This is a genomic window from Pedobacter sp. CG_S7 (assembly GCF_040544395.1).
GTDB lineage: Bacteria > Bacteroidota > Bacteroidia > Sphingobacteriales > Sphingobacteriaceae > Pedobacter.
In genome coordinates, this window is record NZ_JBEONS010000016.1 from 1 (window position 1) to 12,651 (window position 12,651).

Consider the following 12,651-nt stretch of genomic DNA (forward strand, 5'->3'; position numbering starts at 1 on the left):
TGCGTTCTATTACCGACACCTGCAAGAAAAATGAGCAGGCCATCTTAAATGCTTTCTTGACTATTGCTTCATCATAGAGGTACCTGAGTAGTTACAAAATATAAATATTAAAATTCACGAATAAAGATGATGAAAAATATATTCATTTTATTATTGACAGTTCTAACCTGTATTAGTTTTGTAACCAATGCCCAAAATGTAAGCTCATCTTCAGCATATATTAAAGCTTTAACAGCTGAATGGAAAGGTGAACGTTTTGAAGATGGAAGGCCAAAAGTATCTGATGGCATACTCGAAAGACTGAAAAATGTTACTTTGGAAGAGGCTTGGGCAGAATTGATTGAAAGAGGGTACCCGAATCAATTTGAAGGTGATTGGACTATTATCAATCCTGAGGAGGAAACAACAATGACTGGAAGGGCAGTTACCGCACAGTTTACGCCAACAAGGCCGGATTTGGATAAACAAGTAAGAGCGCAGGGAAAAATTGAGGGAAAGGCTTATAATTTAGCTACAACATCATGGGCCATCAGTACCTTAACAATAGGGGATATTTATGTTGCTGACGGGTATTGTAAACCCTCTTATGGTACTATAGTAGGATCTAATCTGGGAAGTGGAGTTTTCGAAAGAACACAAAGAGGTGTAGTGTTTTATGGAAATGTAAGGGATATGGAAGACCTTCGTAAAATTAAAGGATTTAATGGTTGGACCAAAGGGTCACATCCTTCATATATGCGACAAACCATGTTAACATCAATAAATGCACCAATACGTATTGGACAAGCTATTGTTTTGCCTGGAGATGCTGTATTGGCTAAAAGAGATGGGGTACTTTTTATTCCTGCCCACCTGGTAGAAGATATTGTATTGACTGGAGAGGTTACTGCACTTTTTGATGTGTTTGGTCAGCAACGTATCAAAGAAAATAAGTATACTGCTGGTGAAATAGATAGTAAATGGACTGATGAAATAAAAAAAGATTTCAGGGACTGGGCGAATAACTACAAGGGTAAATTGCCTATGTCAAAAGAAGATTTGGATAAATACCTCCAAACAAGAAATTTTTAAAAGTGCTAAACGCAAAGCCTTACCTTAAGTAAGTCATATTGTAATTGTAAATCAAAAAAAATAAGCATGAAACCATCATCAGCTTACAGCTCACAAAACAGCAATGAATAAGTTGATGGTAGCTTCATAACAGACAAAAAACAACTATATACCGATGAAAATAATTATTATAATAAAGATTGCGATGTTGTGTCTTTTCTCGTTTAATGCCCAATCTCAAGAGAAGATTAAGACGATAGATTTAGCGCAAAAGGTATTAAATAAAGGTTTGTCGGAAACCGATCTGGGTACATACCAAGGTAGTTTACTGTTGCAGGGAATGACAGAACTTGCATTAGTTAACCATGATAAGGAAATGCTTGCTCAGATAATTTCATTATATCAAAAGTTTGGTACAAACGAAATTCAGGGTAAAGGCAGTTTTATCAGCTATAAAGCAGGTGGAAACGGAGCCGCTTTTCTGAAATATCAACAGAAAACAAATGTTTTAAATGCGCAGGTTGCGAATGGAGCAAATCAGATGTTTAATGGAGCAACAGAGCGCTGGTAAAAGGTGTTTAATTGTCAATTGATGAAAGGGGGGCGCATCAGTGTTTTTTGAGCAGGTTCAATACCAGCCCTGTCAATACTGCACTCAGCACGTAATAGCCAACGGTAAGGGCTTTAATCTGATTGTTTTTGGCTACTGGCTCCAGATCAATTCCTATGGCTTCTGGTGAAGTAATAACACCGATTCCCGCGCTTAGTCCCATCATGGCTACTTTTGGCCAGAGGTATTTAGGGTTGCCGGCATCTAGGAGGCTATAATATAAGGAGTTTCCCAGAATATCTCCCGCAAGGGTAGCCTTGTACGGGTCTGTTGTTTGTAGATATCACCACCAAAATAGCTATTGCACCGGCTAGGCCGGCAATCAGGTTTTTAATTTTGCTCATGGGATTAGGATTTTAGGGTTAACCAGACCTGTTGAGGTTCATCCAGTTCATAACCTTTTACTTTACCTGGACTTAAGTAACTGAAAATGTCCGTGAATTTTTCAATGGCTTTCTGATTGGTGATAATAGCCATTTTTTTCCAGTCTGTAAAGTGTTTTATTCCGGCGATGAGGTTTCATGTCTTCTTGGGTGACTTCGAGATGGGCACTTACACCAAATATATGGTCGGGTAAATTCTCAATTACGGTAAGCATATTTCTTAGGTATTTAGCAAAAGAACAACGCCCAGTCGGTATGGTTTTAATTTAAGGCGAATAAAAGTGTCTTGGCATCATTTGTTCAGGTTACCTATTCCATTTACAGTGAGTCCTTAACATCATTTTTATGAAAATACGAGTTTCAAACCTAGTTGAATTCTTTAAAAGCTGAACAGCCATTCTTTCGGGAGATGATAAATTGTGAAGGATGCGGTGCTGATCTGGCTTAACATTAAAATTGGATTTTTATTTCTGAAAATGTTAAATTATTTTATTTAAAACAATCTATTTTTCAGGGTGTTAACATTGTCTATTATAAAAAAGACAGTATGAAAGCAGCAGTATTTCACAAACCCGGCGATATCAGTTATACTACTGTAGCCGACCCGAGGATTGAACTGGCCACGGATATTATTTTAAAAGTTACTTCTACTGCAATTTGCGGTTCTGATCTGCACATTCTCAGCGGCGCTGTTCCGCAAACAACCGATATGGTGATGGGACATGAGTTTATGGGCATTGTGGAAGAAGTAGGCGCAGAGGTTAAAAACCTGAAAAGGGGTGACAGGGTAGTGGTGCCTTTTCCAATTGCCTGTGGGCAATGTTTTTTCTGTAATCATGGGGCTTCGCCAAGCTGTGAGAATTCTAATTACAAGCATTATGGACCTAATGGGGATTTGATGGATCAGAAGGGTGCTGGATTGTTTGGTTATACGGATTTATATGGTGGTTATTCAGGAGGACAAGCGGAGTACGTGCGTGTGCCTTATGCTGATGTCAGTCCAAGGGTTATTCCAGATCACATTACTGATGAACAGGCGCTGTTTTTAACAGATATCTTTCCTACGGGTTGGTCTGGTGTAGATTGGGCACAGTTGAAAGGAGGTGAGGTGGTGGCTATTTTTGGCTCAGGTCCAGTTGGATTGATGGCGCAGAAGGCGGCCTGGTTGCATGGAGCAAGCCGCGTCATTGCGATTGATCCTTTGGACTATAGATTGGAAAAAGCAAAAGCTGTCAATAAAGTGGATACACTAAATCCCCATAAAGTAGATGTGGTGGAATCAATTCGGGAAATGACCCAGGGAAGGGGTGCTGATGTCTGTATTGATGCGGTTGGTTTTGAACCGGAACGCAGTTTTGCGGATAAGGTAAAAGCGACGATCAATTTTGAAAAGGGTAGCATGAAAGTTCTGGACATGTGTTTTGAAGCGGTCAGAAGGAGTGGAACAGTTTCCATTCTTGGTGTATATGGAAGCCCATATGACAATTTCCCTTTGTTCAGGATTTTTGATAAAGGTTTAACGATTAAACAGGGACAGGCGCCGGTGCTGAACCATATTGATAAGCTAATTGAATTGGTCACCGCAGGTAAAGTTGTACTGGATGATATCATTACCCATACTTTGCCACTGAGCGAGGTGTCGCATGCCTATAAAATTTTTGATCAAAAGCAGGAGGATTGCGTGAAAGTAGTATTAAAACCTTAAGCTAGGAGTATATAAATACAGCAAGTCAGAAATAATTGCTGAGATAATGCTTATAAAGGGCAAATAAATAACATGAGTTCTCCACATGCATTTTACCAGGGATTTGCAGATATGGCTTCCCATTTCGATGTATTTGAGTGGATTGTTCTTTGACTATTTACCGGTTTCCAGGTTTGGGGCATCAACTGGTTTTGATTCTGGGGAGCCTTTCTGTCGTAAGTATATGGTGAAAAATACAATTGAAGCTACTGACAAGAATTCGCTTTGCCAGTTCTGAAAGGTTTCGAACCAGAACTCTGGTTGTTGCAGGTAATCCATTACGGTTGCTCTGGGCAGGTGTTTGGCAATTTGCTCTACGTTGTGGTTTTCCCAGCTTCCATATAAGTGTAATCCCCAGCTAGTAAAAAATAGGATTACAAAGCAGATCGAAAGCGAATTGCTATAGACTTTCAGAATCCAGCCGCCTTTTTTTACTGCCCATGGGGCATCTGAATTGGGTTGAGGTTTGCGGTCCACTTCTTCAGCTTCATCCAGCTTCTTGGATTCTGCAGATCCGATTTGTCTTAAGGAAATGGTGAGCATGACATATAAGGCCATTTGTAGGAATTCACTTTCAAAGTTTTCGAAAGTAGCTGATGTGAAATGCCCGCTTTTCAGGTAAATGCCTAAGCCAATTTCTTGTGTCTTTGCTTCTTTTAAGTCCAGGTTGTGCTGTTTCCAGCCGGTTAAGGCCTGGGCACCGAGCGTGATGATAAACAAAAGGAGAAAAACAATGGTTAGCCCGTTACGATAAAAGTAGGAGCGTTTAATTGGATGTGGTTTCATGTTTAAATTTACAAAAGGTTAATGTTTCGGGCTGCTCAACTTCAGCGGGTAACAATTGAGCTGATTTGAAGTCTTCTTCATACACGACAGTTTAAGTGGCGTCATTCAGCGGGAACAATGAAAAGAAGGTAGAATTTTTTCTGGGTTATCTTGAAAAGGAGTAAAAGTGCTCACGAAGTAAAAGCGGCATTGTTGGCCTAGTAGAAGATATCAAACTTTTTTAAAAACAGGCCAATGATAGTCAGAGTTCTTAAGGGTTTTAATGATAAAACTGGATGAGTTTACTGTTGATGCAATAGGAGGGGAAAAAGAGGTTGTTCATTATTTTATAAATGATACAACCTCTTTACATTTTTTTATTTAGGCTGCCCTTCGGATCACACCTATAATAACCGATATAATTGCAATTACAATCAGTATATGAATGAGTCCGCCGGTGTAAAATCCGCCAAAGAAGCTGATCGCCCAGATCAGTAACAGAATTACGGCAATGGTATAAAGTAAGTTTCCCATGTTATTGATTTTATATAAGTAAATAATTTGTTAATTTTTAATTAGTCAGACCTGCATATTCCATGAAATCAGCAGCCTCTGCATAGGTCTTAAAGTTCTCGATGTCTTCCCGTATCATACTTTCGAATATGCCGTTGAACAAGGAGGTGATGCCTCTGCCTACACTTCCTGCTGGTGGGAAATAGTCGATTTCAATGTGTAATTCGGTCCCTGTACCATTGAGGGTTTCTTTGAATTCCACTTTGCCTGCATTGTCAATCATTGATCCTTCCATAGATTGCCACCCTAGGTATACACCATCTTCTTCCCGCGTGATTTGTGCATTCCATTTCAGGTCTAGAAGTCCGCCTGGCGTATTGGCACTCCACAAAGATGTACCATCACTGATCTCCTCAACGCTTTTCAGGTGTTTCATGAATTTAGGAAGGTTGGAAAGTTCTCTCCAGAAAGCATATACTTTGCCTATGGGTGCATTGACAGTAATATGTTCGGTGATATTTATTGCCTGGGGGTCGGTTGTGTCTATGCCCAGCTGCTTGTAGACTGGGCAGATGCCGGTTGCTCCGCGGTAAAGCATCAGTCCACCAACTGCTGCACCTTGGAATCCCATGAATGGATGTTTGCCGATTTTTTTGATGCTTTTGTAAAGCAGCCAGCTTCCGGCCAGCAGGGAAACTATTCGTTCGCCTTTATCTATGTTTTCGTTTCTCATAGCTTTTGTTTTTCGTAATAAAGAACAAAACTAGCACGTATTGGTTTTGATAATCATGAAGAATTCTTTCTTGAAACATTCCAAGTTTTCAACTGTTTGAAGGGTTTAAATTCTCAAATAAGTGTAAGGCTGGGCTTTTATCCCTACATTAGTCGATGAGGGAAAACTGAAGATTGGAGGTAATTTCATTTGTGGGTGCTAAAAAAGTTTGCCTGCTGGTGCAATTCCCTCCAAGCGTGAGGATTGGCAATATAAAGCAGCTTTCGCTTTTGATGGGCAGCTTGCGGGTGCAGGAAGATCATATGCGGATCATCACCGAGCATGTGATTATTTACAGCAACAACTTCAAGGTTGTTTTTGCGCAATACCTGGATGACATCATTTACCTCATGTTGCAACATGGCAATATCACCAGCGATATGGGCATCATCCTGTTTGCCTGTAAAAGAGGCTCAGCTGTTTAGGCCAATTGATGACCTCATTTCTACACCCATAGCTATAATTCTCAGATCGCTGCGTCCAATAGTATATTTGTAAGTTGGGCCATTCACAACTCCGGTATATTTTACAATAGCGTCCAATGAAGGAATATTGAAATTCTCCTTTCCAATCACTGCTAGTGTAGAAGAAGCGGGGGCTGATTGGTAGGGAAAAGTTTACTGTTCCGGATGGTATCTGCATATTTTTTTGCCAGTTCTTCAACACTGCCCATACCATGTATGTGCATGTAAAAAATGCGTGGCTCTTCATAAAAGAAATGGTTATGTATAGCTGCAATTTCAAGTCCGTTGGCATGAGCGGCACAGATTAGAGGATTAACTTCCTCCTGTAACAATACGGTGTCACTTATAACCATTGCAGATTTACCATCTGTTGTTTTTTTGAAAGCGACCCAACCCCCAAAACCAAAAGGGATAGGAATTGGCTCACCCTTGATCTTCATTTTTGGCAGTGGCGTGAGGTGTGTAAACTCAGCTTCTAGTTCCTTTTTTGCTTAATGCTGTCTCAATTGAAGCAATTTTGGATGCTGAAAGTGGTGGCGTTTTTTCTGCTGTTAAAGAAAGCGCGCTAACTTTATCAATTCCTTTCAGTAATGCTGTACCAAGAACAGCAGTTATCTTTAGTGCGTTGCGACGGGTGAAGCCTGAATTTTCCATATCTGGTGATTGAAATGTTTTGTAAATTGTTATACAAATTTATTGAAGTTAGGGATAGGATAATAGAACGGATTTAACACTTAGAATGGATTTTACCTTTTGGAGTGTTCTTTTTGTATTGTGAGGGAGTTAAGTATGCTTTATATTTTGCAGGTGCTTGGCCCAGGAATACAAGGCATCATAAATTACTGTTCCCGCTTCAAACAACTCCAGATCATCTTTAATGTTATAAGCCATACCAGCTGCTATTGCCCATAAACCGGATGCTTGGTAGCAAGATGATGAGTGTCTGTTTCTGCGCCTCTTACAATGGGTGCCATAGCCTCTAAAGTAGAATCATTTATTTTATAATTCTTGGTAAGTGAAAGGTACATAAACTATTTCGGTGGGTAAGCTCAACTCCGGGAACATTAAACGGGGTGGCATTTAGTTGATTAGCTTTTTCTATAACCTGATCAAAGGGGACATAATAAAAACAAGCATCCTTATCAATGAAATTTTTGATGAGCCAGGGACAGTCGATACGGTCAATTTTTGGTCTTTCTCGGGTGATCCAGTTCATTTATCTTAATAAATATAGATCAAACTTAGTGTTAATTTTTAATCTGTTAACATAAAAAATTGAGATCAATAAGCTGAAATTGTTAGTCTAAAATATTATTCTATGATCTAATATTAGAGGGTGAATTATTTTTTTGGATAAAAAAATACCAATAAATTATTTATAGTATTTCTCATTAAACAATAGGATCATTGTACGATTACTCATCAAAAACTTTAATCGCTTTTAAAAAAGCGATTAAAGAGTAATAACATCTTAACGAATGAAAAATTGAACGTATTTTATGGAAAGATAGTATTGATGGAACTCATTATACAAATGCAGGGGGATTTTTTCAAGCAGAACCAAGACAATGGATTGGTGCCAAAGTCGGCTTATTTGGAACAAGAACAACTAAAACCAATGATTCAAGGTAATGCCGATTTTGATTCGTTTAGAATTGTAAAAACCTATTTTGATTTGAAATCGGAATTAATAAATTATATCGACCTATATCTTTCAAATAAATATAAGCTGATATAATTTATTTTTTATAACGATAAATTCAGAAGGAAACTTAAATTGCCAAATAATAAAATTGGTAAAAAATAATGCAGATGAAAAGATTTGTTAAATTGTACATTTTAGTGTTCATCCTCTCTGGGCTGACTTTCTTCAGCTGTCAACGTGCCAAAACTATCGCTCCTGCTCAAAATACTGCTATTCCACAAAAAAAAGCCAGTTGTTGCACAGGCAAAACACCAGCAAGATTTGCGCTAAAAACTAATGTCCCTGTAGTTCATCTTGATACATTATCGAAAGTGAAATATAAAAAGCCCTAATTCTTAATATGAAATTGAAGTCGTCAGATATCCAACCATTATTTTACGCTGCTGTAGTTCTGCTGTGTCTTTCCTGCAGTGGTTCTGGCAAAAAAAACGATGAAGTGAGTAGTCGTGGGCCAAATAATATAAAAGCTAGCGCTAATGATATAAATTTTAGTGGGGATACCTCTACAAAAGGAATGGTATTTATTGAAGGAGGTACTTTTATGATGGGCGGGGATAATGAGCAGGCTGCTGCAGATGAGTTTCCAAAACATAGCGTTACTGTTTCTTCCTTTTACATGGACACACATGAAATAACCAATGCACAATTTAGAAAGTTCGTAGTTGCGACAGGTTATATTACAACAGCGGAAAGAAAACCAGATTGGGAACTGTTGAAGTTAGCAGTGCCTCCTGGTACCCCAAAACCTCCTGATAGTGTTATGGTTCCTTCTTCATTGGTTTTTATGCCTACAGATCATCCAGTTAATTTGAATGATTATTCTCAATGGTGGGCTTGGGTGCCTGATGCAAATTGGAAACAGCCAGAGGGAGAAGGCAGCACGATCAAAGGGAAGGATAATTTTCCGGTAATTCATGTGAGTTGGGATGATGCCTTTGCCTATTGTAAATGGGCAGGTAAACGTTTGCCTACAGAAGCAGAGTGGGAATATGCCTCAAGGGGAGGTTTGAAGGATAATATCTATCCATGGGGTAATGAACCTATTAATGTGGGTAAACCAAAAGCCAATTCCTGGGAGGGAAGTTTTCCGGATAAAAATACACAGCGGGATGGCTATGTAGGTATATCTCCCGTTAAATCTTTTCCAGCTAATGGCTATCAGCTGTGTGATATGGCTGGAAACGTTTGGGAATGGTGCGCGGATTGGTATCACCCCGATGCCTATAAAAATGATAAAGGTGAAAAGGATCCAAAAGGACCGGCATCAAGTTATGATCCAGAAGAACCTTACGCTCCTAAAAAAGTAACTCGTGGAGGTTCTTTTATGTGTAATGACAGTTATTGTTCAGGTTATCGTTCTTCACGAAGGATGAAAAGTACCTATGATTCAAGTTTAAGTAATGTAGGTTTTAGAGGTGTTAAATAGATTTTTTTCTATGAAATAGTAATATGGCCTCTTCTTTTATTGGAAGATTAAATGTTAAATTTGGGAACTAAATAAATTTTATGATTAAATTATTTGTGGTGGGCTACCCACTGGATATACAGGAAGCAGAATTGATCGAAATGTTCAGTATCCAGGGCATGGTGCATAGCATACATTTACTTACCGATAAATTTACCAATTTGCATAAAGGTTATGGGTTTATTGAAATGGAAGACCAGACTGGTGCAGATCGGGCAATCGCTGCTTTAAATGGAAAGGTAATTCAGGGAAGAAAGATTACCGTTAAACTCGCAGACGAAAGCAGGGCTGAAAAACCGCGTGCCTTTAAAACTAACCGTTTTCATAACGAGGAAACTCCAGGCAATGTTAACGACAGCAGTAAATTTAAAACCAAGCGTCCTAGAAAATTGGTTTCAGACTCCGTGAAGCCACTCAACTGAAAATTCAAACTTCGTTCCATGGCATAGTAAGGAGCGATGATCGTTTTCTGAAATACTATTTTACTTACTAATAATATGTGTATGTTTTTAAAACCAGCGGCATTTTTATTACTGATTTTCTTACAAGTCAACTTTTTATATGCCTCTACTCCACAAAAAAGGTTAAATACCGATTCATTGTTGATTAAAAAACGTACTTATAAAAAAATTGATACTGTTGATTTAAAATTACATTTATATTATCCCCAAGGGTATAAAAAAAATAAACAATATCCTGCTATTATTTTCTTCTTTGGAGGTGGCTGGAATAGCGGTAGTATAAACCAGTTTGAACAACATGCCCGGTATTTTTCATCAAGAGGGATGATTTCAATATTGGCCGACTATAGGGTGTTTTCCCGAAATAAAACGTCTCCTTTTGAAGCGGTGAAAGACGCACGGTCAGCTTTGAGATACATAAAAATCCATAGTAAAAATTTGAATATAGACTCCACTAAAATCGTTGCTTCAGGTGGTTCGGCAGGGGGGCATCTGGCAGCAGCCTGCGACTTGCTCAATGTGGATGAAGCAGGAGATGATTTGGCCATTAGCACAAAACCTGTGGCATTGGTGTTATTTAATCCGGTTTTTGATAATGGACCTGGCGGTTATGGTTATGAACGTATTGGAGAAGGGTATCCAGAGATTTCACCCATTCATAATATTAAAATTGGTGCTGCACCAACTATTCTTTTTTTTGGTACTAAAGACAAATTCGTCCCAATTGAAACCGCAAAACTTTATAAAAGCAAAATCGAAGCTGTAGGTACCAAATGTGATTTGTTCCTATTCGAAGGTCAGGGACACGGATTTTTTAATTATCATAAAATAGGAAAAAATACATATTTCTTAGAAACATTAAAAGAAGCAGATCATTTTCTCTATTCCCTGGGTCTTATTAAAGGTAAACCAACCTTACACCAATATGTATTTAATTAGGTAAATTGAGCTATCGCCTTAGCTACATTAAAATTTAAGTATTATCAAATTTTTCTTGCCGCAAGGCAACATTGTATTTTTTTATAAATTATTTTAAGATCTATTCCTTTATCTAAATAGTTAGTAAACCATCAATCAGTTTTCATTTTTTTAAGCTTAAACTGAAAAATAGCTTTTGAAAATCAATTATTTTAAATACTTTATCCCAAAATAGCCTTGGCTCTCCAATATAATATTGAATTGGGGTGATTTAAATATGTTTTTATTGAAATATTAACATTGGTTTTCCCTATTTATGAAATAATACTTCATTCGGAGTATATTTGTTTTTACTCCATCTGTATGAATCCTTAAGTTGGGAAGCTTCTAAAATAACTTTATGAAAAAAATTAAGATGCACTGGCAAATTGCGATCGGAATTATTTTAGGGGTCCTGTTTGGCGTCTTATTAATTCAATTTAACTGGGGGAATCAATTTATCCTGGATTGGATTAAGCCCTTTGGCACAATCTTTATAAACCTTTTAAAATTGATAGCTATTCCACTTATCATTGTTTCCCTCATAAAAGGGGTAACAGATTTGAAGGATATCAACAAGCTTTCAAAAATGGGTATTAAAACTATCGGGATCTATTTATTAACCACTGTTTTAGCCATAACGATTGGATTAATTTTAGTTAATACTATTAAACCAGGGCGATTTATTTCAGCGCAAACCCGCACTGAAATGCTGAGTACCTTTGGTCAGAATACGAATGAAAAGATAGAACAAGCCTCCTCCGCAAAAACTCACGGTCCTTTACAAGTTTTAGTAGATATTGTTCCAGAAAACCTAATGTATTCAGCTTCTTATAATGGAAATATGCTCCAAATTATATTTTTTACGCTGCTATTTGGTATAAGTATGGTTTTGTTGCCTGAAGTGAAAACAGTCCACCTAAAAAAGATGTTTGAAGGTGCTAATGATGTGATTATGAAAATAGTCGATATCATAATGCTTTTTGCCCCTTATGGTGTTTTTGCCTTAATGGCATCGTTAATTGCAGAATCTCCTTCAGCGGATATTTTTAAGGCATTAGCAACCTATGGCTTTACTGTAATTTTAGGATTGGTTTTACTTGTCTATTTAATTTATCCTTTTTTATTGAAATTCTGGGGCGGTGCAAATCCTATTTTGTTTTATAAAAATTTAGCTCCGGCTCAATTGGTTGCTTTTACCACAAGTTCTAGCGCGGCAACGCTTCCAATAACGATGGAATGTGTGGAAGAAAAAATTGGTGTACATAAAGAAGTTAGTAGTTTTGTTTTACCAATAGGGGCTACCATCAATATGGATGGAACAAGTTTATACCAGGGGGTAGCTGCCGTCTTTATAGCACAGGTTCTTGGCTACGACTTAAGTTTGATGCAACAATTGTCGATTCTAATGACAGCAACACTTGCTTCAATTGGTACAGCGGCTGTGCCCGGCGCAGGAATATTAATGCTGGTGATTGTTTTAGAATCAATCAATATCAATCCCGCAGGAATAGCTTTAATTATTGCTGTTGATAGGCCTTTAGATATGTTCAGAACTGTAACAAATGTATCTGGTGATGCCATGGTTGCAGTTGTCATTAATAAAATTTCCGGAAATTCGTTAACACCAAAAACTTCAGAATAATAGGATCTCGCTTTTTTTTCTGCCATTTCACAGGCTTGAGTTAATCTCTCATGGAAAATTGTTAGGTGCTGGTACCTGAAAAATCAATTAGTTAACCATTATTTCTTGTTTTTCACC

Annotated in this window: 20 protein-coding genes; 9 read left to right on the forward strand and 11 right to left on the reverse strand. The window is 37.9% G+C overall.

Features of this window, described 5'->3' with window-relative positions; all coding sequences use genetic code 11:
- The first annotated feature begins 126 nt into the window (after positions 1 to 126).
- Together AAKU52_RS10020 and AAKU52_RS10025 are read left to right on the forward strand one after the other, a co-directional pair.
- Entirely contained in the window at positions 127 to 1,071 is a 945-nt protein-coding gene (locus AAKU52_RS10020) for an RraA family protein (RefSeq protein ID WP_354332926.1), read from the forward strand.
- Between the two features lie 154 nt (positions 1,072 to 1,225).
- Positions 1,226 to 1,621 carry a hypothetical protein gene (locus AAKU52_RS10025; protein ID WP_354332928.1) on the forward strand — a complete coding sequence of 132 codons (396 nt, stop codon included), beginning with the start codon at positions 1,226 to 1,228 and terminating at the stop codon, positions 1,619 to 1,621.
- Between the two features lie 37 nt (positions 1,622 to 1,658).
- Here the strand turns inward: AAKU52_RS10025 and AAKU52_RS10030 are convergent, their stop codons facing one another.
- From AAKU52_RS10030 to AAKU52_RS10035, 3 genes are all read right to left on the reverse strand, one after another.
- On the reverse strand, positions 1,659 to 1,826 hold the full coding sequence (locus AAKU52_RS10030; RefSeq protein ID WP_354332930.1) for a hypothetical protein: 168 nt from the start codon (positions 1,824 to 1,826) through the stop codon (positions 1,659 to 1,661).
- Between the two features lie 182 nt (positions 1,827 to 2,008).
- Positions 2,009 to 2,137 carry a hypothetical protein gene (locus tag AAKU52_RS17530; RefSeq protein WP_502931025.1) on the reverse strand — a complete coding sequence of 43 codons (129 nt, stop codon included), beginning with the start codon at positions 2,135 to 2,137 and terminating at the stop codon, positions 2,009 to 2,011.
- Positions 2,106 to 2,258, reverse strand: a complete 153-nt coding sequence (locus tag AAKU52_RS10035; protein WP_354332932.1) for a hypothetical protein — start codon at positions 2,256 to 2,258, stop codon at positions 2,106 to 2,108. Before AAKU52_RS10035 ends, AAKU52_RS17530 begins: the two co-directional genes overlap by 32 nt.
- Positions 2,259 to 2,590: 332 nt before the next feature.
- Between AAKU52_RS10035 and AAKU52_RS10040 the strand changes: the two genes are divergently transcribed.
- On the forward strand, positions 2,591 to 3,748 hold the full coding sequence (locus tag AAKU52_RS10040; protein WP_354332934.1) for a zinc-dependent alcohol dehydrogenase: 1,158 nt from the start codon (positions 2,591 to 2,593) through the stop codon (positions 3,746 to 3,748).
- 153 nt (positions 3,749 to 3,901) lie between these two features.
- On the opposite strand, the gene AAKU52_RS10045 is transcribed toward AAKU52_RS10040, so the two are convergent.
- The 3 genes from AAKU52_RS10045 to AAKU52_RS10055 form a co-directional block, all read right to left on the reverse strand.
- Positions 3,902 to 4,573, reverse strand: a complete 672-nt coding sequence (locus AAKU52_RS10045) for a DUF6766 family protein (protein WP_354332936.1) — start codon at positions 4,571 to 4,573, stop codon at positions 3,902 to 3,904.
- 360 nt (positions 4,574 to 4,933) lie between these two features.
- On the reverse strand, positions 4,934 to 5,086 hold the full coding sequence (locus tag AAKU52_RS10050; RefSeq protein WP_354332938.1) for a lmo0937 family membrane protein: 153 nt from the start codon (positions 5,084 to 5,086) through the stop codon (positions 4,934 to 4,936).
- Between the two features lie 37 nt (positions 5,087 to 5,123).
- Complete coding sequence (locus tag AAKU52_RS10055) at positions 5,124 to 5,798, reverse strand: SRPBCC family protein (RefSeq protein WP_354332940.1); 675 nt, start codon at positions 5,796 to 5,798, stop codon at positions 5,124 to 5,126.
- Positions 5,799 to 5,971: 173 nt separating this feature from the next.
- Between AAKU52_RS10055 and AAKU52_RS17535 the strand changes: the two genes are divergently transcribed.
- The gene (locus AAKU52_RS17535) at positions 5,972 to 6,262 is read left to right on the forward strand and encodes a hypothetical protein (RefSeq protein ID WP_502931026.1); all 291 of its coding nucleotides are present in this window, start codon (positions 5,972 to 5,974) and stop codon (positions 6,260 to 6,262) included.
- A gap of 152 nt (positions 6,263 to 6,414) precedes the next feature.
- Here the strand turns inward: AAKU52_RS17535 and AAKU52_RS10065 are convergent, their stop codons facing one another.
- The 5 genes from AAKU52_RS10065 to AAKU52_RS10085 form a co-directional block, all read right to left on the reverse strand.
- Positions 6,415 to 6,741 (reverse strand): DUF1259 domain-containing protein, encoded by a 327-nt coding sequence (locus tag AAKU52_RS10065; RefSeq protein WP_354332946.1) that lies wholly within the window; start codon positions 6,739 to 6,741, stop codon positions 6,415 to 6,417.
- A 28-nt stretch (positions 6,742 to 6,769) separates the two neighbouring features.
- A complete protein-coding gene (locus AAKU52_RS10070; RefSeq protein WP_354332948.1) occupies positions 6,770 to 6,955 on the reverse strand; it encodes a hypothetical protein in 186 nt (61 codons plus the stop codon).
- Between the two features lie 129 nt (positions 6,956 to 7,084).
- On the reverse strand, positions 7,085 to 7,192 hold the full coding sequence (locus AAKU52_RS10075; protein ID WP_354332951.1) for a hypothetical protein: 108 nt from the start codon (positions 7,190 to 7,192) through the stop codon (positions 7,085 to 7,087).
- 8 nt (positions 7,193 to 7,200) lie between these two features.
- The gene (locus tag AAKU52_RS10080; protein WP_354333090.1) at positions 7,201 to 7,329 is read right to left on the reverse strand and encodes a hypothetical protein; all 129 of its coding nucleotides are present in this window, start codon (positions 7,327 to 7,329) and stop codon (positions 7,201 to 7,203) included.
- Positions 7,296 to 7,517 (reverse strand): chromate resistance protein ChrB domain-containing protein, encoded by a 222-nt coding sequence (locus tag AAKU52_RS10085; RefSeq protein ID WP_354332954.1) that lies wholly within the window; start codon positions 7,515 to 7,517, stop codon positions 7,296 to 7,298. Before AAKU52_RS10085 ends, AAKU52_RS10080 begins: the two co-directional genes overlap by 34 nt.
- A 596-nt stretch (positions 7,518 to 8,113) precedes the next feature.
- Between AAKU52_RS10085 and AAKU52_RS10090 the strand changes: the two genes are divergently transcribed.
- From AAKU52_RS10090 to AAKU52_RS10110, 5 genes are all read left to right on the forward strand, one after another.
- A complete protein-coding gene (locus tag AAKU52_RS10090; RefSeq protein ID WP_354332956.1) occupies positions 8,114 to 8,338 on the forward strand; it encodes a hypothetical protein in 225 nt (74 codons plus the stop codon).
- Positions 8,339 to 8,346: 8 nt separating this feature from the next.
- On the forward strand, positions 8,347 to 9,432 hold the full coding sequence (locus tag AAKU52_RS10095) for a formylglycine-generating enzyme family protein (RefSeq protein WP_354332957.1): 1,086 nt from the start codon (positions 8,347 to 8,349) through the stop codon (positions 9,430 to 9,432).
- An 80-nt stretch (positions 9,433 to 9,512) separates the two neighbouring features.
- Positions 9,513 to 9,893 (forward strand): RNA recognition motif domain-containing protein, encoded by a 381-nt coding sequence (locus AAKU52_RS10100; protein ID WP_354332959.1) that lies wholly within the window; start codon positions 9,513 to 9,515, stop codon positions 9,891 to 9,893.
- Positions 9,894 to 9,974: 81 nt separating this feature from the next.
- Positions 9,975 to 10,871 (forward strand): alpha/beta hydrolase, encoded by an 897-nt coding sequence (locus tag AAKU52_RS10105; RefSeq protein WP_354332961.1) that lies wholly within the window; start codon positions 9,975 to 9,977, stop codon positions 10,869 to 10,871.
- 379 nt (positions 10,872 to 11,250) lie between these two features.
- Positions 11,251 to 12,534, forward strand: coding sequence for a dicarboxylate/amino acid:cation symporter (locus AAKU52_RS10110; RefSeq protein ID WP_354332964.1), 1,284 nt, complete (start codon positions 11,251 to 11,253; stop codon positions 12,532 to 12,534).
- Positions 12,535 to 12,651: the final 117 nt, after the last annotated feature.

Coding starts and splice junctions, on each gene's coding strand:
- AAKU52_RS17530 (WP_502931025.1), bottom strand. CDS start 2,137: ATGGCTATTATCACCAATCAGAAAGCCATTGAAAAATTCACGGACATT.
- AAKU52_RS10090 (WP_354332956.1), top strand. CDS start 8,114: ATGAAAAGATTTGTTAAATTGTACATTTTAGTGTTCATCCTCTCTGGG.
- AAKU52_RS10065 (WP_354332946.1), bottom strand. CDS start 6,741: ATGAAGATCAAGGGTGAGCCAATTCCTATCCCTTTTGGTTTTGGGGGT.
- AAKU52_RS10040 (WP_354332934.1), top strand. CDS start 2,591: ATGAAAGCAGCAGTATTTCACAAACCCGGCGATATCAGTTATACTACT.
- AAKU52_RS10025 (WP_354332928.1), top strand. CDS start 1,226: ATGAAAATAATTATTATAATAAAGATTGCGATGTTGTGTCTTTTCTCG.
- AAKU52_RS10080 (WP_354333090.1), bottom strand. CDS start 7,329: ATGTACCTTTCACTTACCAAGAATTATAAAATAAATGATTCTACTTTA.
- AAKU52_RS10075 (WP_354332951.1), bottom strand. CDS start 7,192: ATGGCTTATAACATTAAAGATGATCTGGAGTTGTTTGAAGCGGGAACA.
- AAKU52_RS10020 (WP_354332926.1), top strand. CDS start 127: ATGATGAAAAATATATTCATTTTATTATTGACAGTTCTAACCTGTATT.
- AAKU52_RS10100 (WP_354332959.1), top strand. CDS start 9,513: ATGATTAAATTATTTGTGGTGGGCTACCCACTGGATATACAGGAAGCA.
- AAKU52_RS10035 (WP_354332932.1), bottom strand. CDS start 2,258: ATGCTTACCGTAATTGAGAATTTACCCGACCATATATTTGGTGTAAGT.
- AAKU52_RS10030 (WP_354332930.1), bottom strand. CDS start 1,826: ATGATGGGACTAAGCGCGGGAATCGGTGTTATTACTTCACCAGAAGCC.
- AAKU52_RS10105 (WP_354332961.1), top strand. CDS start 9,975: ATGTTTTTAAAACCAGCGGCATTTTTATTACTGATTTTCTTACAAGTC.
- AAKU52_RS10085 (WP_354332954.1), bottom strand. CDS start 7,517: ATGAACTGGATCACCCGAGAAAGACCAAAAATTGACCGTATCGACTGT.
- AAKU52_RS10050 (WP_354332938.1), bottom strand. CDS start 5,086: ATGGGAAACTTACTTTATACCATTGCCGTAATTCTGTTACTGATCTGG.
- AAKU52_RS10070 (WP_354332948.1), bottom strand. CDS start 6,955: ATGGAAAATTCAGGCTTCACCCGTCGCAACGCACTAAAGATAACTGCT.
- AAKU52_RS10055 (WP_354332940.1), bottom strand. CDS start 5,798: ATGAGAAACGAAAACATAGATAAAGGCGAACGAATAGTTTCCCTGCTG.
- AAKU52_RS10095 (WP_354332957.1), top strand. CDS start 8,347: ATGAAATTGAAGTCGTCAGATATCCAACCATTATTTTACGCTGCTGTA.
- AAKU52_RS10045 (WP_354332936.1), bottom strand. CDS start 4,573: ATGAAACCACATCCAATTAAACGCTCCTACTTTTATCGTAACGGGCTA.
- AAKU52_RS10110 (WP_354332964.1), top strand. CDS start 11,251: ATGAAAAAAATTAAGATGCACTGGCAAATTGCGATCGGAATTATTTTA.